General features: G+C 60.8%; 19 protein-coding genes. 9 read left to right on the top strand and 10 right to left on the bottom strand.

What is annotated here, in order from left to right; genetic code table 11:
* Nucleotides 1-9: 9 nt before the first annotated feature.
* A complete protein-coding gene (locus tag H043_RS0118195) occupies nt 10-1,716 on the bottom strand; it encodes a ShlB/FhaC/HecB family hemolysin secretion/activation protein (RefSeq protein WP_027613045.1) in 1,707 nt (568 codons plus the stop codon).
* 154 nt (nt 1,717-1,870) lie between these two features.
* Nucleotides 1,871-2,320, bottom strand: coding sequence for a helix-turn-helix domain-containing protein (locus tag H043_RS0118190; RefSeq protein WP_027613044.1), 450 nt, complete (start codon nt 2,318-2,320; stop codon nt 1,871-1,873).
* A gap of 188 nt (nt 2,321-2,508) precedes the next feature.
* On the opposite strand from H043_RS0118190, the gene H043_RS0118185 reads away from it, so the two are divergent.
* Nucleotides 2,509-3,327: an alpha/beta fold hydrolase gene (locus H043_RS0118185; RefSeq protein ID WP_027613043.1), complete on the top strand. Its 819-nt coding sequence runs from the start codon at nt 2,509-2,511 to the stop codon at nt 3,325-3,327.
* 45 nt (nt 3,328-3,372) lie between these two features.
* Here the strand turns inward: H043_RS0118185 and H043_RS0118180 are convergent, their stop codons facing one another.
* From H043_RS0118180 to H043_RS0118160, 5 genes are all read right to left on the bottom strand, one after another.
* Entirely contained in the window at nt 3,373-4,083 is a 711-nt protein-coding gene (locus tag H043_RS0118180; protein ID WP_081730251.1) for a DUF72 domain-containing protein, read from the bottom strand.
* Between the two features lie 336 nt (nt 4,084-4,419).
* The gene (locus H043_RS0118175) at nt 4,420-6,207 is read right to left on the bottom strand and encodes a thiamine pyrophosphate-requiring protein (protein WP_027613041.1); all 1,788 of its coding nucleotides are present in this window, start codon (nt 6,205-6,207) and stop codon (nt 4,420-4,422) included.
* A 225-nt stretch (nt 6,208-6,432) separates the two neighbouring features.
* Nucleotides 6,433-7,758, bottom strand: coding sequence for an MFS transporter (locus H043_RS0118170; RefSeq protein ID WP_027613040.1), 1,326 nt, complete (start codon nt 7,756-7,758; stop codon nt 6,433-6,435).
* 37 nt (nt 7,759-7,795) lie between these two features.
* The gene (locus H043_RS0118165) at nt 7,796-8,872 is read right to left on the bottom strand and encodes a C45 family peptidase (protein ID WP_027613039.1); all 1,077 of its coding nucleotides are present in this window, start codon (nt 8,870-8,872) and stop codon (nt 7,796-7,798) included.
* Nucleotides 8,873-8,909: 37 nt separating this feature from the next.
* Entirely contained in the window at nt 8,910-10,637 is a 1,728-nt protein-coding gene (locus H043_RS0118160) for an amidohydrolase (RefSeq protein WP_027613038.1), read from the bottom strand.
* Between the two features lie 106 nt (nt 10,638-10,743).
* Here H043_RS0118160 and H043_RS0118155 point away from each other — a divergent pair, with 106 nt between their 5' ends.
* The gene (locus H043_RS0118155) at nt 10,744-11,703 is read left to right on the top strand and encodes a LysR family transcriptional regulator (protein ID WP_027613037.1); all 960 of its coding nucleotides are present in this window, start codon (nt 10,744-10,746) and stop codon (nt 11,701-11,703) included.
* The gene (locus H043_RS0118150) at nt 11,666-12,436 is read left to right on the top strand and encodes an APH(3')-II family aminoglycoside O-phosphotransferase (RefSeq protein ID WP_027613036.1); all 771 of its coding nucleotides are present in this window, start codon (nt 11,666-11,668) and stop codon (nt 12,434-12,436) included. The genes H043_RS0118155 and H043_RS0118150 overlap by 38 nt, the downstream gene beginning before the upstream one ends.
* Nucleotides 12,437-12,444: 8 nt before the next feature.
* Here H043_RS0118150 and H043_RS0118145 read toward each other — a convergent pair whose 3' ends face one another.
* Nucleotides 12,445-12,720 (bottom strand): DUF2798 domain-containing protein, encoded by a 276-nt coding sequence (locus H043_RS0118145; protein WP_027613035.1) that lies wholly within the window; start codon nt 12,718-12,720, stop codon nt 12,445-12,447.
* 126 nt (nt 12,721-12,846) lie between these two features.
* Here H043_RS0118145 and H043_RS0118140 point away from each other — a divergent pair, with 126 nt between their 5' ends.
* Nucleotides 12,847-13,776: a LysR family transcriptional regulator gene (locus H043_RS0118140; protein ID WP_027613034.1), complete on the top strand. Its 930-nt coding sequence runs from the start codon at nt 12,847-12,849 to the stop codon at nt 13,774-13,776.
* Nucleotides 13,777-13,809: 33 nt separating this feature from the next.
* Here the strand turns inward: H043_RS0118140 and H043_RS0118135 are convergent, their stop codons facing one another.
* Nucleotides 13,810-14,703, bottom strand: a complete 894-nt coding sequence (locus H043_RS0118135; protein ID WP_027613033.1) for a LysR substrate-binding domain-containing protein — start codon at nt 14,701-14,703, stop codon at nt 13,810-13,812.
* A gap of 176 nt (nt 14,704-14,879) precedes the next feature.
* Here H043_RS0118135 and H043_RS0118130 point away from each other — a divergent pair, with 176 nt between their 5' ends.
* From H043_RS0118130 to H043_RS0118110, 5 genes are all read left to right on the top strand, one after another.
* Entirely contained in the window at nt 14,880-15,500 is a 621-nt protein-coding gene (locus H043_RS0118130) for a LysE family translocator (RefSeq protein WP_027613032.1), read from the top strand.
* Nucleotides 15,501-15,573: 73 nt separating this feature from the next.
* Nucleotides 15,574-16,413, top strand: a complete 840-nt coding sequence (gene yghU, locus H043_RS0118125) for a glutathione-dependent disulfide-bond oxidoreductase (protein ID WP_027613031.1) — start codon at nt 15,574-15,576, stop codon at nt 16,411-16,413.
* A gap of 230 nt (nt 16,414-16,643) precedes the next feature.
* Nucleotides 16,644-17,012 (top strand): hypothetical protein, encoded by a 369-nt coding sequence (locus tag H043_RS0118120; RefSeq protein WP_027613030.1) that lies wholly within the window; start codon nt 16,644-16,646, stop codon nt 17,010-17,012.
* Between the two features lie 66 nt (nt 17,013-17,078).
* Nucleotides 17,079-17,930, top strand: a complete 852-nt coding sequence (locus tag H043_RS0118115) for an AraC family transcriptional regulator (protein ID WP_027613029.1) — start codon at nt 17,079-17,081, stop codon at nt 17,928-17,930.
* Between the two features lie 44 nt (nt 17,931-17,974).
* Nucleotides 17,975-18,361: a cupin domain-containing protein gene (locus H043_RS0118110; protein ID WP_047294860.1), complete on the top strand. Its 387-nt coding sequence runs from the start codon at nt 17,975-17,977 to the stop codon at nt 18,359-18,361.
* A gap of 114 nt (nt 18,362-18,475) precedes the next feature.
* Here the strand turns inward: H043_RS0118110 and H043_RS0118105 are convergent, their stop codons facing one another.
* Nucleotides 18,476-19,102 carry a TetR/AcrR family transcriptional regulator gene (locus H043_RS0118105; RefSeq protein WP_049827906.1) on the bottom strand — a complete coding sequence of 209 codons (627 nt, stop codon included), beginning with the start codon at nt 19,100-19,102 and terminating at the stop codon, nt 18,476-18,478.
* Nucleotides 19,103-19,115 lie beyond the last annotated feature (13 nt).

The raw sequence follows: 19,115 nt of genomic DNA, 5'->3' as shown, positions 1-19,115 counted from the left end.
GAATTTGAATTAGATGAAAAAGTCGAGGCGGAAATAGATCGGCGCTTCACGCTCGGTCAGCACGTCCGGGCGTTCGAGGGAATGCGCAAAGGTCACGCTGGCGGCCACATGCTCACCGCGGGCGAACAGTTCCAGCGAGTTGCTCGACATGCGTCCGTGCTGATCACCGTTGTAACGGTCGCCGCGAATCACGCCTTGGTCGTAACCGAGGCTGGTGCCGTATTCAGCGAACACCGGGCGCAGCCATTCGGCCGTCACCGGTCGGCTCCAGCGCAGGTCGTTGCGCCAGTAGCCGCCGCTGTCGCCGGACAGCGATTGATCCTTGTAGCCACGGATCGATGCTGACCCGCCAAGGCTGGTGCGCTGCGGACTGAACAGCACGTCTTCGCTGCGCTGGCCGGTCATCAGGCTGCTGAAGCTGAAGGATTCGCCCCACACTTTGAACGGTTGCAGATAGCTCAGGGTCGCGGTGTATTTGCGGTAGCGTGCGTCCGGTTCGCCCGGGCCTGGATCGTGGCTGCCCTGCGCGTCGAACGCGCCGATGCCTTCCTGCATGCCGGCGTCGAAGTTGACGAAGGCGCTGCCGATGCGGCGACCGTGGTTGAAGCCGAACTGCGCTTCGCTGATGCGGTTGCTGCTCAGCTTGAGCTTGCTGTCTTCGATGAAGTTGTTGGTGCGCAGGTAGGACAGACCGGCGCTGAGCGAGGTCTTGCTCACCGAGTCGCGATGGATCACCCGCTCGACGCGCAGCTGATGGTTTTCGCTGTCGCCGGTCTGCTTGAAGTTGTAGCCGTTGGCGGCGATCTGCGAGCGGTAGTCGCTCTGGCTGTAGGTGTAGCTGAAGTTCCACCAGCCCCACGGCAAGTTGTAATTGAGCATGGCGTTGCTGGAGGTGTGCTGGTGATCGGTCATTGCATCGTGACCACCGCGCAGGCTCAACTGATCGGCCAGGCCCAGCGGGCTGTCCCAATCGAAGGTGGTGCCCCACTGCTGTTCGCCGGTGCTGCGCTGGCCATCGTTGCTGCGCGACAGTCCGGCACGCCATGGCTTCTGCGGCGTGTTGGTGACCAACACTTCACTGCCGCCGACGTTTTTGCCCGGCGCCAGCTCCATCTTGGCCTGATTGGACGGCAGGCGATTGAGCTGATCGACCATCTGCTCGATCTCGCGCAGGTTGACCAGATCGCCGGACTTGCCGGGAAAGGCCATCGCCAGTTCACGCTCCGAAAGCTTGCTGTTCTCGGCGCCTTTCATGCCTTCGAGTTTGCCTTCGACCACCAGCACTTTCAGGTGCCCGCCTGACAGATCCTGCTGCGGCAGGTAGGCACGGCTGGTGACCAGACCTTTCTCGATGTAATGGTCGGTGATGACTTTCAGCAGCTCGTTGAGTTGCGGTACACCGAGGCACTGGTCGATGTAGGGCTTGAGCAGGCGGGTTTTGTCGCTGTCGGACAGACTGTCGGCGCCCTTGAGTTCGATGTCCTTGATCGGGAAACAACGGGTGTCGGTGGGCGCCGCTGGTTGCGCCGGACCTGCCTCTTTGCCGGGCAGATTTTTCAGGTCTTCAAGACGCCGCTGCTGCTCTTCGAGCAAGCGATTCTGGCGATCGCGGATCAGGTCGGTTTCACCGGGAGTGGGTGCAGCGAAGGCAATCTGGAGTGGAGACAGGCACAGCAAAGCTGCGCACAACCTCGCCGCGAGGGCGGGTGGGTACATGTTCGATCCCTCGATACGGAATGACATCAAAATAGTGGCGCGATATTAGATGGCCATCATTTTGACGTCAAACAATCGTTTCATCCTTTTGTCGGGTTTGTAACAGGGATTGAACAATCGACGCGGCTGCGGTTTTCCGAGGGGAATCCTTGGTTCAGTGCGCAACGCCCAACTTCGTCGCCACGTCCTGAGGTGCCAGTAAGCGGCCATCCGCTGAACGCAATTCCAGTTTCCTGATCGGCTGCCGCTGCTGCGCATCAACCATCACCGAACCCGGCTCACCCGGCGCATACAGGTGCTCCCCGCCCCACTGCGAGAGCGCAACGATCACCGTCTGCAAGGCCTTGCCGCGTTCGGTCAGCACGTATTCCTTATAGGCACCGCCATCGGCGGCCGGCACCGTTTGCAAGATCCCCTGCTCGACCAAGGCCTTGAGCCGGGCGCTGAGCATGTTCTTGGCGATGTCCAGATTCTTCTGAAAATCGCTGAAGCGGCGGATGCCCTCCAGCGCATCGCGAATGATCAGCAGCGACCACCAGTCACCGATCAAATCCAGCGTACGGGCGACCGGGCAGGCGTTGCCGTGCAGGCTTTTGCGCTTCACAGGGTGTTTCTCCATCAAGACCGGGGCGTGGTTGCATCTTACAACTGTGACGCTGGAAAAGAACCACACCCCCGCCTTGGCAATTGAGCACTTGCGTACAAGTGACTTCAGCGGTTTGCGCCGATAGTGATGGGCGGCCATTGCGGCATCCGGCCTTCCTGAACGATCGCCCACAGCAAGGAGTTTCCATGAGCACATTCACTACCGATGACGGCACACAGATCTATTTCAAGGATTGGGGCAGCGGCAAACCTGTGCTGTTCAGCCATGGCTGGCCGCTGGATGCCGACATGTGGGAATACCAGATGGAATACCTGAGCAGTCGCGGCTATCGCACGATTGCCTTCGATCGCCGTGGTTTCGGGCGCTCCGATCAACCATGGACCGGCTACGACTACGACACCTTCGCCGATGACATCGCGCAACTGATCAACCACCTCGACCTGCGCGACGTCACGCTGGTGGGCTTCTCCATGGGCGGTGGCGACGTCAGTCGCTACATCGCCCGCCACGGCAGCGAGCGCGTTGCCGGGCTGGTACTGCTCGGTGCGGTGACGCCACTGTTCGGCAAGAAAGCCGACTACCCGCAAGGTGTCGACACCTCGGTGTTCGACGGGATCAAGGCCGGCCTGCTCAAGGATCGCGCGCAATTCATCGCTGATTTCGCCGCGCCGTTCTACGGCACCAATCAGGGCCAGAAAGTCTCCGATGGCGTGCTCACGCAAACCCTGAACGTCGCCCTGCTCGCCTCGCTGAAAGGCACCGTGGATTGCGTTACCGCGTTCTCCGAAACCGACTTCCGTCCGGACATGGCGAAGATCGACGTGCCGACCCTGGTGATCCACGGCGACGGCGATCAGATCGTGCCGTTCGAAACCACCGGCAAGCAAGCCGCCGCGCTGATCAAGGGCGCTGAGCTGAAAGTCTACGCCGGGGCACCTCACGGTTTTGCCGTGACGCACACCGAGGCGCTCAACGAAGACCTGCTGGGTTTCCTGAACCGCTGATGTTCGTCGGCGCGACAACCTTCTTAGAGTAGTTGTCCGCCTGCTTCAATCTGCCATCAACGCTGCCAGTGCCAACGCGTTACCCAGCGCGGCACCACTGGCAGTGTTGTCGAAGATGCACCAGGCCGCGGCACCCTCTGCTGCCGCGACTTTCATTTGCTCTGCCAGCGCTTGCAGATAGCGCTCATCGTAGGCGCTGTGGTAAATGCGTGGCGAACCGTGCAGCCGCCAATAACGCACATCCGCCCAGCCCTGCGCCGAACCATCGGTGCTGATCCGCGACGGATCGACCACGACCTGGGAAATCCGATACGCCTGCAGCATCGGCGCCGCCACCCACGACTCATGCCGTGGCTCAAGCACCACGGCACCGGCGAAGCGTTGGCGCAACGCCACGAAAAACGCCTCTGTGCGTGCCGGCTCAAAGGCCAGCGACGGCGGCAGTTGCACCAGCAAACACCCCAGCCGATCGGCCAGGCCTTCGCACTGCCCGAGAAACTCATCCAGCGCTTGCTCACAGTTTTGCAGACGCAACTCATGAGTAATCTGCTTCGGCACCTTCACTGAAAAGCGAAAGCCCGGCGGCACCGAATCCGCCCAGCGCGCATAAGTCTGACGCCGATGCGGGCGATAGAACGAGCTGTTGATTTCCACACAGTTGAACTGCGCGGCATAACGTTGAAGATGCGTGCCCTCGGCCGGAAACTGCGGCCAATACTCACGCCCCAGACTCCAGCCTGCGCAACCGATGAACATCAAAAAAGCACCCTCGCCGCTTCACGCATGAAAATCTCCACAGTCTTCGTTCACAGATTTCAGGGATGGCGAAATACCTGTGGGAGCTGGCTTGCCAGCGAAGGCGTCGTCACATCCACAATCCACTGCGCCTGACGCAGCGCTTTCGCGAGCAAGCCCGCTCCCACAGTTTCGGCGATGCCCACAGACCTGGAGCACGACAAAGGATCTGTGGGAGCTGGCCTGCCAGCGAAGGCGTCGACACATCCACAATCGCTGTGCCTGACACACCGCTTTCGCGAGCAAGCCCGCTCCCACAGATGTCGACGGCGCCCAACAGATATGAGCACATGGGGGTTACTTTTTGCCGGGCAGGACGCTGGCCAGCACCTGCTTGGCGGCTTGCACGATCACGCCCGCTTCGTCGGGGTCGCCCTTGAGCAAAGTGGTGGCAAATTTCTTCGCCTGTTCGAGCTTGATGTGCGGCGGCAATGGCGGCACGTTGGGGTCGGTCTTGAACTCGATCAGCACCGGTACGTCCGAGGCCAGCGCCTGCTCCCAGGCCGCGGCGACGTCTTCTTCGCGGTCGACGAAAATCCCTTTCAGGCCGATGGAAATGGCAAACAGGTGATACGGCACGTCGGGAATGCTTTGCGAGGCTTCAAACTTCGGATCGCCCTCCATCACCCGCTGCTCCCAGGTGACCTGATTCAGGTCCTCGTTGTTGAACACCGCACAGATCCACTTCGGGCTGTCCCACTGGCGCCAGTATTTTGCGACGGTGATCAGCTCGGCCATGTTGTTCATCTGCATCGCGCCGTCACCCACCAGCGCAATCACCGCGTGCTCGGGATGCGCAAACTTGGCGGCAATCGCGTACGGCACGGCAGCGCCCATCGAGGCCAGGCCACCGGACAACGAACACTGCATGCCCCGGCGGATTTTCAGGTCACGGGCGTACCAGTTGGCGCAGGAGCCCGAGTCGCTGGTGATGATCGCCTGATCCGGCAGGCGCGGTGACAGCTCATACACCACCCGCTGCGGATTGATCGGATCGGCTTTGGACATCGCGCGTTTTTCCAGGGTCTTCTCCCAGGTACTGCGCCAGCCTTCGATTTTCTTGCGCCATTTGTGCGAAGTTTTCTGTTCGAGCAACGGCAGCAGTGCAGCAAGGGTTTCGGCGGAGTCGCCGACCAGATTGACCTCCATCGGATAACGCAGGCTGAGCATGTCTGGCTGCAGATCGATCTGCACGCCACGCGCCTGACCTTCCTTGGGCAGGAACTCGGCATAGGGGAAACCCGAGCCGATCATCAGCAAGGTGTCGCACTCGTGCATCATCTTGTAGCTCGGTTCGGTGCCCAGCAGGCCGATGCTACCGGTGACCCACGGCAAATCGTCCGGCAGCGCAGCCTTGCCGAGTAACGCCTTGGCGACCCCGGCACCGAGTTTTTCCGCAATGGCGATCACTTCATCCGTTGCCTGCAGTGCGCCGGCGCCCACCAGAATCGCGACTTTTTCACCGCTGTTCAGCACATCAGCGGCGCGCTGCAGATCGGCCTCGTAGGGCAGCACTTTCGGCTTGGTGTAACCGACGCCGGAATGCGCGGTGCCATGCGCCCGCGCCGGTGGCTCATACTCAAGATCCTGCAAATCATTGGGCAGGATGATCGCCGTCACCCGCCGCTCGCCAACCGCCGTACGCACGGCGCGGTCGAGCAAATGCCGAACCTGCGACGGCGCCGACGCCTGCTGCACAAACGCCCCGGCCACATCCTTGAACATCGAGACCAGGTCCAGCTCCTGCTGGTAATGACTGCCAAGCGCCGTCCGCGCCTGCTGGCCGACAATCGCCAGCACCGGTTGATGATCCATGCGTGCGTCGTATAACCCGGTGATCAGGTGCGAAGCACCCGGTCCCGAAGTGGCGATGCACACGCCCAACTCGCCCGTGAACTTGGCGTGGGCCGAGGCCATGAAAGCGGCCATTTCTTCGTGTCGCGCCTGAACGAATTCGATCTTGCCATTGGCTCGGGCGAGCGCGCCGAACACGCCGTTGATGCCGTCTCCCGGATAACCAAAAATCCGCGTGACGCCCCATTGGCTGAGCCGCTCAACCAGAAAATCTCCCACTGTCGTCGTCATCTCGTTCCTCGCCTGTCACCTGTGCATGAAGCCTGCCCGGCGAGATATCCGCCGGGCAGTACATGGGTCTGGACAGCTTGGGAGCGCGCGAAGTTTCGATTGTTTTTACCCGACGGCGTTGCCGAGCCGCTCCCTGTAGGAGCTGACGAAGGCTGCGATCTTTTGATCTTCAAAAACAACATCAAAAGATCGCAGCCTTCGGCAGCTCCTACAGGTTCAAGTGGTTCAACTGGTAGCGGGCATGGGTGAAGGCCACTCGGCCTCATCGATTTGCGCCAGACTCAGGTGCGCCGTTTCTCTGAGCAGCAATGAACACAGCGCCACGATGCCCAGCGCAATCGCACCGTAAACTGCCACCCCGAAGGCGTTGTGATTGTTGGCGATCAGAATCGCTGTGGCCGCACTGGAGGCTGTCCCGCCGCCCAGCGCCGCACCGATCTGATAAGCAGCCGACATTCCCGAATAACGCATGTGTCGCGGAAACTGCTCCGCCAGAAACGCGGGAATCGGCCCCTGCGTCGCACCCATGAACGCACCGATGGCGACGTAGGCGGCGGTGGAAACCAGCAGGCTCTTGAGGCCGACCAGCGGGAAGAACGCAAAAAAACCGAGGGCCATGATCACCGCGCCGAGGATCATTACCTTGCGGCGTCCGATGCGATCCGAGAGCAAGGCAAACAACGGCGCAGTGATCACAATGGCGATCGACAGCGACAAGTCGAAAACCAGCGCATCGGTGCTGCCATAGCCCAGTTGCGTGGCGTACGACAGAAAGAACGTGCTGCCGATGTAGGCGATGGTCACGTAGCCGAAAGCGATACCGGTGCACAGCAGCATGGCTCTGGGCCGTGCGCGCAGCGCTTCGAGCAACGGCATGCGCACGTGCGTCTGCGGTTCGGCGGGTTGTTCAAGCGGTTTTTGCAAGCGCGCATACAGACCGATCAGCACCAGCACGCCACCGAGCCAGAATGGAATACGCCAGGCAAATCCGGTCAGGTCATCGTGCGACGCGACACTGACAATGGCGAAAACCCCGGCGCCGAGAATCCCGCCGATTCCGATGCCCATGCTGGTGAAACTGCCCCACAGACCACGTCGTCCGGGCGGCGCCGACTCGATGCCGAACAGCGCCGCACCGCCCCACTCGCCACCGGCGGCAAAGCCTTGCACCAGCCTGAGCAGCACCAACAACACCGGTGCGCCAGCACCAAGGGTCGCATAGCCCGGCAGACACCCGATCAACAAAGTGCTCAGGCCCATCAACAGCAGCGTGATCACCAGCATTTTCTGCCGGCCGAGTTTGTCGCCGTAATGCCCGAATACCATGCCGCCAAGGGGCCGGGCAAAGAACCCGGCACCAAAGGCGCCGAACGCCACCAGCGTCGCGGTCAGCGGGTCCATCTGCGGAAAGAACACCTTGGGAAACACCAGCGCGGCGGCGGTGCCGTATATCACGAAGTCGTAAAATTCCAGGGCGGTGCCCATGCCGGAGACGAAAAACGTCCTCAGCGCAGACGGGGAACCGCTCGTGCGATCAATCTCGGTAGCCATGTGCAATGCTCGTTTTGTTTTTATTGGAGGCAGCGATTCAGAAGCGCAGATGGCCGTTTCGGGCCAGCTGCGCGGGGTTGCCGGCTGCGTATTCGAGCACGCTGTTTTCAGTGTCGATGCCGATGGTCAGCAAGGTTTCCCAACGCTCGGTGGCCGGCATGCTCAGATCCGGGTGGAAGCAGATCGGCGCGTCTTCGCCCGCCTCGCCGCACATCGCCTCAGCCCTGCGGCTCAGATTGCCGCTGGCCATGTTTTGCAGCGCCGCGTTGACGTGATCGAAACGCGCGTAAGTCGTCGAGGCATCGGGGGTACGCTCGCCGAGGCTCAGTTCGGGATCGAGAAAGTGGTTGGTGTGGGTGATCCAGCCGTCGGCGTCGGGCCGCACCACAGCGGTGAAGACCGGCGACATTTCGATGCTCACCGCACGCGGGGTAGAGTCCTCGCGGGAGAACACGGTCAGCACCGTCGAGGCACTGACCCGTGCCGAACGCGCCAGCGCAATCGCCTCCTCAACGCTGCTGGCTTCTTCGAGGATGCGCCGCGCAATCGCGTGCACCGGCACCCCGGCGGACCCGTTGTCGCTGGCGTGATGCAGGATGTTGAAATGCAATCCCAGCCCCGCACTGTTGACGCCAATCTTGCCGAGCATGCCGAATTCGGTGAACAGCTTGACCGTCATACCCTTGGCCGTGGTCAGTTGCAGAATCAACCCGTTGGGCACCAGCGAATCGTGCCAGTCCCAGGTCTGAATGGTGCGTGGCGCCCTCGCGCCATTGGGGGCGAACACGGCGGTCGAGCACTCGCCTTCGGTGGACGCAGGCATCACCGCGAGTATCTCGGTGCGGGCATTCAGGCTGGCGAGCTGCCACAGCGGCACGCCAGCGCCCTCAGCAGTGGCGACGATCTCTTCGGCTAGGCTCGGGCACCAGCTTTGGAGGGTTTGCAGACTGGCTTCGCCGATGGTCTGCACCTGTGCCTGAGGCACACCGACCTGATTGAAGAAATCCAGATAGAGCTCGACGGTCTGGCGGATCTGAGCCGCCCAGGTGGCGCCAATCTGTTGCCCGCGAATCTGTGGGTTGCGGGTGTCGGTGACAAAGCAATGAACATTCACGAAAAGGTTTCCTTGGTTACTTTACAGAGAGATGCCGTCAAGGCTTGCGGCGGTAGATTTCGCGCCCGGCAAACCAGGTATTGAGCACTTGGGTGTCGCGCAGGGCCTGCGGCTCGACACTGAACACATCGCGGTCGAGGACGATCATGTCGGCCTGCTTGCCGGGTTTGAGCGAACCGATCCGGTCTTCCAGGCGCAGCACTTTGGCTGCGTTGAGGGTGTAGGCCTGGAACATCGTCTGGCGGTCGATGTCTTCAGCGGCGTTGAGCACGCCTTTCGGGCCTTTGCGGCTGACGGCCTGATAGATCGCCTTCCACGGTTCGGGGGTGGTGATCGGCCAGTCACTGGCACCGGCGATGGTCGCGCCATTCTTGAGCAGCGAGCGCGCGGGATAGGTGTACATGAAGGCCATCGCGCTGACGTAAGGCTTGACCAGATCCATGCTCGACTCGTCGGCAGCGGCCCAGAACATCTGCATCGAGGCGATCACATTCAACGCCTTGAATCGGGCGAATTCCTTTGGGTTGACCATTTGCAGGTGGGTGATCGAATGGGCGATGCCGCTCTGCCGATCCTTGCGCGCCTGCTCGATGCCGTTGAGCGATTCACGTACCGCACGGTCGCCGATGGCGTGGATGTGCACCAGCCAGCCACGGGCATCGGCGGCACTGACCAGCTCGCCGAAGTGCGCCGGGTCGATCAGCAGCTCACCGGTGTTTTTCGAGTTGCGGTAAGGCTCAAGCATCGCCGCGCTTTGCGCCGGCACTTCGGCCACACCATCGGCGAAGATCTTGATCCCCGGCAGAGTCAGGTTGCTGACCCCGAGAAACTGTTGGCGCACCTTGTCCAGCTCATCAAGGTCGGTCGGCCTAGCCTTGGAGTCCGCCATCAGCAGCGCCGCAACGTGAGCGGTGAGTTCGCCGTTTTCCGAGAGTTTTTTGTAGGTCGGCAGCACGCCGAGCGAGGTGTTGGTAACGTCACTGCCGGGGACCTCGTTGGCGAGCGGGTCCAGCCACCCGGTGATCCCCAGGCTCTTGTAGTAGTTCAGAGCCGCGCGCCCGCCCGCCAGCAACTCATCAGCCGTCGGCGGCGGCAGCAAGGCCTGCACCGGGTACAGACCGGCATCGACGAGGAAGCCATCCGGGCTGCCGTCGGGGTGGTGGCCGATGGTCGCCTGCTCTTCGCCTTTGAGTGCCTTGATCTTTTCAGCCGTCACGCCAGCGCGGTCGAGCATGGCCCGATTGGCCCAGCCGGTGTGCAGATCCCAGCCCAGCAGCAGGATCGGCTGGTTCGCCCATTCGCCCTGATTGAAGCGCTGTTCAAGGCCGGCAATGTCGCTCCAGTAAGTCGACGGCAATCCGCCGACACTGAGGAATTCTCCACGCTGCGCCTTGCCGTCCTGACGCCATTTCCGCAGGTGCTGTTCCAGTTGATCAAGCGGCAACAGTTGCCCGTCGAGGTTGGCCTGCAACATCTGCAGACCGCCCTTGATGGTGTGCGAATGCGAGTCGATGAAGCCGGGCATCAGCACCTTGCCGTGCAGGTCGATCACTTGCGTGGCCGCCGTCTTCAGACGCATCACCTGCGCATCCGTGCCCACGGCGAGGATCTTGCCGTGTTCCACCGCAACCGCTTGCTGCAAGGCTTGGCCGGGTTCGGCGGTGTAGACCCTGGCGTTGTGCAGGATCAGATCGGCGGACGCCAGACTTTCCAGTGAGGCACAGGCCAGTGCCGATGACACCATCAGCGTCAGTAGCTGCTTCATGAGGCTTCTCTTTATTTTTGTTAGGCTGCGAGCAAGCCTATCCAAGCCCTGGCGATAACTGAATGCCACCTCGCGCACAACTTCTGTGCCCAGCAGGAATAGATCAATGGACAAGATGAGTGCCCTGACCATGTTCGTCGCCACCGCCGAACACGGCAATTTCAGCCGCGCCGCCGATGTGCTCGGCAAGACGCCGTCAGCCCTGACCAAAGCCGTGGCGCAGCTGGAAGACGAGCTCGGCACGCGCCTGTTCGACCGCACGACCAGACGCATGGCGCTGACCGAGGCCGGACGGATTTATCTGGACGGTGCGCGGCAGGCGCTGATGCAATTGCAACTGGCCTGCGAAGGCGTCGAACAGCTCAAGCACGAATTGAGCGGCGGCTTGCGCATCACCGCCCCGCCCTCCTTCGCCCCGGCGTTTCTCAACGAAGTCTGCTGCCGTTTTCTCGACGCCCACCCGCAGGTGCATCTGGAAGTCGACTTGAGCGACAGCTATGACGATCCGGTGGATGGCGGTTACGATCTGGCGCTGCGTGATGGCCCGATCGACCTGCCGGGGGTGATCGCCCAACCTATCGTCGAGAATCACGTGGTGTTGTGCGCCAGCCCGGCGTACCTGGCGCGCAAGGGCAAAGAGGTGTCACTGGACAACTATCAGCAGCACGAGTGGCTGATCTTCCGCCACCCGCTGCTCAACCGGCATTTCTGGTGGGTCAAGCAAGGGGACCGGCGGATTCGCCTGACCCAGCCGAACCCGCGAGTAGCCAGCGACAATTACGACTTCCTGCTGGCATGTCTGCTGAAGGGTCAGGGCCTGCAGTTTCTGCCGCAATGGAGCGCCGCAGCGTATCTGGCGCGCGGTGAACTGGTAGAAGTGATGCCCGAATACTGGCGTGAGCCAAGCGCGTTCGGCCCGTGGATCTACGTGCTGTACCTGGCGCACCGGCGCAGTACGCGCAAGGTCAAAGTGTTTATCGAATTCTTGAAGGCGCACTGGCGCCCACTGTCACAAGGGACGAATGAAAATGGATCTGCCACAGACATGGCGCCAACGCTTCGCTGATATCCGCTACGAACAACAAACCATCGGTGAATCCCGTGCCGACGTGTTCCGCCTCACGCCCGCTGGATCAGACCCGCTGTTCGTCAAATCGGAACCGCGGATTTCCTTTGCCGAATTGCCCGGCGAAGTGCAGCGCCTGCGCTGGCTGGCGGAGCAGGATCTGCCAGCGGCGCGCGTGCTCGACAGCGTCGAAGAAAGCGAGCGCTTCTGGTTGCTGATGACTGCCGTACCGGGGCGTGACCTCGCCAGCAGCGAGCATCTCGCACCGCAGCAAATTGTCTCGCTGGCGGCTAATGCCTTGCGCACCTTGCATGCGCTCGACATCAAAAACTGCCCATTCGATCATCGCCTCGATGCGAAAATCGCCTTGGCCCGCGAGCACCTGCTGGCTGGTTTGATCGATGAAGAAGATTTCGACGATTCGCGCCTCGGCCAAAGCGCCGAAGCGGTGTTCGAGCAGATGCTGGCCGCGCGCCCGCACAGCGAAGACCTGGTGGTGACCCATGGCGACGCATGCCTGCCCAACTTGCTCGCCGACAACGGTCGCTTCAGCGGTTTCGTCGACTGCGGGCGACTGGGGGTTGCCGATCGGTTTCAGGACTTGGCACTGGCAGCCCACAGCATCGCCTACAACCTGGGCGAGCAATGGCTGCCGGTATTTTTCGAGGCTTACGGAGTGCAACCGGATCAGCAAAAAATCGCCTTTTATCAGTTGCTCGACGAGTTTTTCTGAGGCGTATCTCAGCGATGCGGATGCACCGTCATCGCCACCAGTTTGATCACGATCGGCCGCACCACGAGGATGCAAAGGAAAGCCACCGGCATCGCCAGCTTGTAGGCGTGCAAGGCATTACTCAGGTAGTCGTTATCAATCCCGGAGTTGGCAGCGGTGATCACCAGCGACATCAGGAACGCCATGATCGTCGCCATGTACAACGCAAACACGTACGGCGTTGCACGCGGCGACAGCTTGCGCCTGTTGGGATACAAGGCATCGGTAGTGGTTCTTTGATTCATATGGCTTTTCCATCCATTGACAGGGAGCCGGCACCTTAGCAAAGCCCCCTGCCCTCAACTAGACGGCCCGCCACAGGTACTTTATAAAGCACAACTTACGAATCAAACCCACGCGGCGGGACACGGATGAATCTGTTGGCGGCGATTGCCAGTTTTATCAAAGTGGTCGAAGCAGGCTCCATCGTCGGCGCCGCCAAGACCCTGGGCGTCAGTGCGGCCGCGGTGAGCCAGACCCTCAGTCGCCTCGAAACGCACCTCGGCGTTCGCCTGCTGCAACGCACCACCCGCAGCATGGCCCTCACCGAAAATGGTGCGCTGTATTACGAAAAGGTCCGACGCATCGCGGCTGATCTGGAGTCGGCGCAAAGTTCGATCGTCGGCGATGAAAGCGAACTGCAAGGGCGTTTGAGCATCGCCTCCACCAGTGCATTCGGCCGCCACGTCCTGGCGCCGTTACTCGCCAGTTTCGCCGCGCTGCATCCACGCCTGCTGGTCGAGCTGTCGACCACCAACGGCAAAATCAACCACATCCAGGACGGCATCGACCTGAGCCTGCGGATCAAGCCGCAACTGGAAGACGGCATCGTCGCGCGCCGGATTGTTTCCCTGCCGTTCATCTTCTGCGCCGCTCCCGCCTACCTTGCGCGCGCCGGGGTGCCGCAATCACCGCAAGAGCTGCAACACCACGCCTGCCTCGCGTTTCGCTATCCACTGGATGGACGCTTTCTGCGCTGGGGCCTCATCCGCGACGGCCAACGCTACGACGCCCCGATCAACGCCACCGCCATCAGCGACGACATCGATGCCTTGGCGCAAATGGCAGTCAACGGCGCAGGTGTCACGCGCCTGGCCGAATTCGTCGCTGCGCCCTATCTCGAGAGCGGTCAACTGGTGCAACTGTTCGAAGATCTTCCGGGTGAAACCCACGGGCATGTCGAACCGATGGACATCTATGCATGCGTGCAGGAACGTGCAGCGATGACGCCGAAGGTCAGAGCCTTCATGGATTATTTGACGGAGCACCTGAACAGGCGCTGGCCGATGCAAGCCCGTTGATCATGCCTGGCTGATGAATGCAGCGCTCTGTCTTCAAAGCTGCAGATCACCCCCGAGCCATTGGCTGCACGCACTCATCTGCTGGCTAATCCACTCACGAAAAAGCATGGCATTGGCGCTCTGTTCGAAGGGTCGCGGTGACAGCAGGCAATAACTCGAACCGTCGCGAACGAAGCCGAACGGCGCGATCAAATGGCCGGATTTGAGTTCGTCCTGCACCATCAGAAACGACGCCATACCGACGCCCAGCCCGGCCAGCGCGGCCTGAATGCACAGGTAGAAATGCTCGTAATCGACCCGACTGCCCCCTGCCGCGCTGATCCGGGTCTGTCGCATCCAGTTGTCCCACGCCTGCGGGCGGGTCTTGCTGTGCAGCAGGTAGGCGCCGCGCAAATGATCGCCGTCAGGACGACTGGACAGCACGCAAACCGGACCGATCCACTCTTCACAAACAGTCACGGCGTGCACGGTCTCGTCCCAATGGAAATCGTCGCGGCGGATCGCCAGATCCACGCCTGAACGAGCGAAGTCGATCGGTCCGCCGGCCGTCAGCAATTGCACCTGCAACTGTGGGTGTGCGCTGTGGAAGTCAGGCAAGCGCGGGATCAACCACTTCATGGCGATGGTTGGCTCGCAGGACACCACCAGCACATCGTCGTGGACTTCACGCTGCAGGCGATAAACCGTGTTCTGCAATTGCTCGAACATCGGCGCGGTGACGTTGAACAGCAAGCGTCCCGCGTGATTGAGAAAAATCGCGCGGTTACGCCGCTCGAACAATTCGACCCCGATCGCCTCCTCCAGCAAGCGCACCTGACGGCTGACCGCGCCGTGGGTGACGTGCAGCAACTCAGCGGCCTTGACGAAACTCTGGGTCTGGGCGGCGGTGTTGAAGAAGCGAAAGGCAGCCAGCGGAGGCAGGTTCATATAGACGATGATTTCTCACAGATTTTCGCGACTATAAATCGTTTTTTTTGCCAAAGACACTTCTCCATCATGTCGCCGCTCAGGGCCTGTTAATTCCATCCACGCTGTTGGCGGCGATGCTGCAGGCTCTGTATCTGTGAATTCAAGTAGCGCAAATAACGCGATGGAGCGTAGGGATGAATGAATTGTTTCTGGTAATCGCCATCACTGTTCTGGCGGTGATCAGCCCCGGCCCGGACTTTGCCATGGTCACTCGCAACAGTTATGCCTACGGGCGGCGCAGTGGTTTGCTGGCTGCGCTGGGCATCGCCTGTGGCGTGCAGGTTCATGTGTTCTACACGGTGTTCGGGGTGGCGCTGATCATCACCCAATCGCCGCTGCTGTTCTGGATGATGAAACTGCTGGGTGCCGGCTACCTGGTCTATCTGGGCATCAAATCCTTCACCAATAAATCTGTACTGACATTTGCCGAGGCGAGCGCTTCGGCACCCCGTGCCTGGAAGGTGTTCTGCTCAGGTTTTCTGACCAATGCACTGAATCCGAAAACCATGTTGTTCGTGGTAGCGGCGTACAGTCAGGTGGTGGAGCCAGGCAGTTCGCTGACGTTGAACTTCGCCTATGGCCTGTTCATGTCGGTCATTCATTGGCTGTGGTTCAGCCTGGTCGCGCTGTTTTTCTCCACCGAACGGTTACGCCGGCGCCTGCTGGAAAAACAGCGGCTCCTCGACAAGGTCATCGGGATCGCGTTGATGGGTCTGGCGGCGTGTTTGATCATTCCGGGGGTTGCGCAGTCTTGAGCTAGAGCGTTTATGCTGTCTGGTCTGATACCCGTCAGGTCATTCTCGGCAAGTTCACCATGAGGCCCATTTCATGAGTAAAGCGCCCTACGTACCGCCCAAAGTCTGGAAACACGAAGCCCCGTCCGGCGGCCATTTCGCCAGCATCAACCGCCCGATTGCCGGGCCGACGCATGAAAAAACCCTGCCCGTGGGCAAACACCCGCTGCAGCTGTATTCACTGGCGACGCCCAACGGCGTCAAGGTGACCATCCTGCTGGAAGAATTGCTCGCACTGGGGCACACCGAGGCCGAGTACGACGCGTGGCTGATCCGCATCAACGAGGGCGATCAGTTCTCCAGCGGTTTTGTCGAGATCAATCCGAACTCGAAGATTCCGGCGCTGCTCGACCGTAGCGCACAGCCGCCGATTCGGGTATTCGAATCCGGTTCGATCCTGCTGTATCTGGCAGAGAAATTCGGCGCCTTCCTGCCGAAAGATCCCGCCGGCCGCACGGAAACCCTGAACTGGCTGTTCTGGCAGATGGGCGCCGCACCTTATCTGGGCGGTGGCTTCGGGCACTTCTACGCGTATGCGCCGGAGAAGCTCGAATACCCGATCAACCGCTTCACCATGGAAGCCAAGCGTCAGCTCGATGTGCTTGACCGGCGCCTTGGCGAGAGCCGCTATCTGGCCGGCGACAGCTACACCATCGCCGACATCGCGGTCTGGCCGTGGTACGGCCAACTGGTGCGCAACAACGTGTATGCGGCCGCCGAATTTCTAGCGGCCCACGAATACACCCACGTGCAGCGCTGGGCAGAGGACATCGCCCAACGCCCTGCGGTGATTCGTGGCCAGCGCGTCAATCGCACCTGGGGTGACGAGGCCAGTCAGGTTGCGGAGCGACATCAGGCCAGCGATCTGGACTGACGCCACATTCCCACAAACATTTGTGCTGGACAGGGACATCCCGGTTCACAGCAACCTTTGTGGGGGCGAGCTTGCTCGCGAAGGCGCCAAGTCAGTCAACACTGACATAACAGACCTACCGCTTTCGCGAGCAAGCTCGCTCCCACAGGGTATTCGGGTTGGATATGAGAATTTGTGAACCTCAGCAATTACATTGAGACCACACCACCACTGTCGTCAAAGGATCTGCAATGCCTGCTGGAAAACGAGAACTGGCGCGGATCGAGCGGCGCTTGATTGCCACGCTCACCGACGCATGTGAAGCCGCAAAAGCTGAAATCCAGGGCTTCACCTGGCTGACTCACACCGCTGACCTGAACGCATTGGCGGCGACCCTGAATGTCATTTGGGTGTTCGACACCGAAGCCGACAAAAACCTCGCCCTGACTGACGCCAAGGCACGCCTCTTCGAACTGACGGCCACTGCGCTGAGGGAAGCCGATATCGACCTGTCCCCTTCAGAGCGCAACGTGCGTTTCGACTCCGAGGAAGGATGCCAACGCACGCACGGTGGCAACTGGCGTGAGCGTCTGGCGCAAAATACGCGAGGGCAACGGTGACACCCTGCTTTCGATCAGGTTGGCTATCATCGCTCGCAGCAGGCTTCTCTCAAGGACAGTGAAACCATGGAACAGTCCAGACCAGATCCAGATTCCGATTGGGTAGTGCGCAGCACACAGCCGGGGCGGATAGAACGTATCGAAGCCCGGTTTGGCGGCCATGGCTACCACACACATCGGCACGATACTTACTCGATCGGTCGCACACTCTCTGGCGTGCAAAGCTTTCACTACAAGGGCAGCCTGCGCCACGGCTTACCGGGAAACACCTTGCTCCTGCATCCTGATGAACTGCACGATGGCATGGCCGGGACCGAAGCGGGGTTTCGCTATCGAATGGCCTATATCGATCCGGCTTTGATTCAGCAGGTGTTGAAGGGTGAACCGCTACCCTTCATCGCCGGAGGTCTGTCCAGCGACCCACGCCTGTATCGCGCCAGCGAAGCGTTCGTGCAGGCGATGGATTACTCACTTGATCCGCTGGAAGAACAGGACGCCCTGTTTGATCTGGCTATGGCCCTGCGCGCCGTGGCCGGCAAACCTCGCGGGCGCAAACTGCTCGATTACCCGGCAGCCGAGCGCGCAAGGGAATTCATCATGGCTCACCTGCACCAGAGCATTACGCTGGAAATGCTGGAGCGCGCCAGCGGTCGTGAAAGATGGAGCCTCTCTCGGGACTTCAGAGTGCTGTTTGGCACCAGCCCCTATCGCTTTGTGACCCTGCGTCGCCTGGATATATTGCGCACGCTGCTGCTTGACCGATTCTCGCTGGTGGATGCCGCCCTGGCTGCGGGTTTTCACGACCAAAGTCATATGACCCGGCACTTCACCCGCACTTATGGGGTATCTCCGTCGCGTTGGCTGGAACGCGTCCTGGGGCAAAGGCAACTTGCAGGATCGTACAAGCATCGCCAATAACCCCTCCGCTAGGCTGACGACTTCTGTCTGATAGAGGATTTGTCATGCCACATACCAGCAAAGTACCAGCACTGCACGCCATCAATCTGGCGCAGAAATCCGCGCTGATCGATCAGCAGTGGAGCCCCCGTGTGGTCGCCGAAATGAATGACTACCAGTTCAAAGTGGTTCGTATCGAAGGTGAATTCATCTGGCACTCCCACCCGGAAACCGATGAGGCCTTTATTGTGATCGAGGGCACGCTGCGGATCGACCTGCCCCATGGCAGCGTATACGTCGAACCGGGTGAGCTGTACGTCGTGCCGCGCGGGATCGAACATCGGACGGCAGCGGAAGGAGAAGCGCGCCTGATGATGATCGAGCCTCGGGGTGTGCGTAACACCGGGCACGAAGGTGGCGAGCGCACGGCTGACAACGACGTCTGGATCTGAGCAGGAGGCGCCGTCAATCTACGATTTGACGGCGCTTTTTTTGAGTGGCGGGCCGTTGGTTGGCCGCTGATTGTACGGGCGTTTTTGTGCTGGGTTTACTGAGCGAGCGCCGCCTCAGACCACCTCTTCGTCAACCGGCAACGAAGCCAGCATTTCAGCGCGGCACACCTCAAGGATCTCGTCGGCCAGGGCGGAATCATCCGGACAGGCACGCGACAGCACAATCGCGCCGACAGCCCGCGACAGCAGGTCGATCATTTTCTTTCTCCCCTCGCCCGCCACGGCGTCCGGCCCGGTCGGATATTTGTCTCCCAGGGTCTGCAGGGTGCGCTCGATCCCTTCGGCAAACGTCGTTTTCACCTCATCCGATTGACGCGCCGCGTCGCCACACAATGCGGCCATGGTGCAACCGCTGCCACGTCCGTCGCGATGTTCTTTCGTCACATAGACATCGATGAAGCCAGGCACGTCGAGCGCTTCGGCACCTGCCAGCGACTTGGCAAGACTGCAGGAAGCGGCTTCAGCCATCAGATCGGCCTTGGAGCCGAAATGCTTGTAAAAACCACCATGGGTGAAACCGGCAGCCGCCATGAGATCCGCCACACCGACGCCGTCAAAGCCCCGCTCACGGAACAGTTCGGAAGCGGTCTCGACGATATGTTCTCGATTGGCCTGCGCCTGGGCCTTGGTCACTCGCACGTGCAGTACCTCGTGTTCATTGGGAATGCTTGCGCCAATCATACATAGATGCTGG

Source organism: Pseudomonas sp. URIL14HWK12:I6 (assembly GCF_000514195.1).
Taxonomy (GTDB): Bacteria; Pseudomonadota; Gammaproteobacteria; order Pseudomonadales; family Pseudomonadaceae; genus Aquipseudomonas; species Aquipseudomonas putida_A.
The sequence above is the reverse complement of the archived record's forward strand: the minus strand, read 5'-3'. Positions and strand labels throughout refer to the sequence as shown.

What these genes read in the sequence shown, in the direction of transcription:
- H043_RS0118155 (WP_027613037.1), top strand. Translation starts at nt 10,744, where the DNA reads ATGGACAAGATGAGTGCCCTGACCATGTTCGTCGCCACCGCCGAACAC.
- H043_RS0118135 (WP_027613033.1), bottom strand. Translation starts at nt 14,703, where the DNA reads ATGAACCTGCCTCCGCTGGCTGCCTTTCGCTTCTTCAACACCGCCGCC.
- H043_RS0118140 (WP_027613034.1), top strand. Translation starts at nt 12,847, where the DNA reads ATGAATCTGTTGGCGGCGATTGCCAGTTTTATCAAAGTGGTCGAAGCA.
- H043_RS0118110 (WP_047294860.1), top strand. Translation starts at nt 17,975, where the DNA reads ATGCCACATACCAGCAAAGTACCAGCACTGCACGCCATCAATCTGGCG.
- H043_RS0118115 (WP_027613029.1), top strand. Translation starts at nt 17,079, where the DNA reads ATGGAACAGTCCAGACCAGATCCAGATTCCGATTGGGTAGTGCGCAGC.
- H043_RS0118175 (WP_027613041.1), bottom strand. Translation starts at nt 6,207, where the DNA reads ATGACGACGACAGTGGGAGATTTTCTGGTTGAGCGGCTCAGCCAATGG.
- H043_RS0118105 (WP_049827906.1), bottom strand. Translation starts at nt 19,102, where the DNA reads ATGATTGGCGCAAGCATTCCCAATGAACACGAGGTACTGCACGTGCGA.
- H043_RS0118180 (WP_081730251.1), bottom strand. Translation starts at nt 4,083, where the DNA reads ATGTTCATCGGTTGCGCAGGCTGGAGTCTGGGGCGTGAGTATTGGCCG.
- H043_RS0118195 (WP_027613045.1), bottom strand. Translation starts at nt 1,716, where the DNA reads ATGTACCCACCCGCCCTCGCGGCGAGGTTGTGCGCAGCTTTGCTGTGC.
- H043_RS0118185 (WP_027613043.1), top strand. Translation starts at nt 2,509, where the DNA reads ATGAGCACATTCACTACCGATGACGGCACACAGATCTATTTCAAGGAT.
- yghU (WP_027613031.1), top strand. Translation starts at nt 15,574, where the DNA reads ATGAGTAAAGCGCCCTACGTACCGCCCAAAGTCTGGAAACACGAAGCC.
- H043_RS0118145 (WP_027613035.1), bottom strand. Translation starts at nt 12,720, where the DNA reads ATGAATCAAAGAACCACTACCGATGCCTTGTATCCCAACAGGCGCAAG.
- H043_RS0118120 (WP_027613030.1), top strand. Translation starts at nt 16,644, where the DNA reads ATGCCTGCTGGAAAACGAGAACTGGCGCGGATCGAGCGGCGCTTGATT.
- H043_RS0118130 (WP_027613032.1), top strand. Translation starts at nt 14,880, where the DNA reads ATGAATGAATTGTTTCTGGTAATCGCCATCACTGTTCTGGCGGTGATC.
- H043_RS0118170 (WP_027613040.1), bottom strand. Translation starts at nt 7,758, where the DNA reads ATGGCTACCGAGATTGATCGCACGAGCGGTTCCCCGTCTGCGCTGAGG.
- H043_RS0118150 (WP_027613036.1), top strand. Translation starts at nt 11,666, where the DNA reads ATGGATCTGCCACAGACATGGCGCCAACGCTTCGCTGATATCCGCTAC.
- H043_RS0118160 (WP_027613038.1), bottom strand. Translation starts at nt 10,637, where the DNA reads ATGAAGCAGCTACTGACGCTGATGGTGTCATCGGCACTGGCCTGTGCC.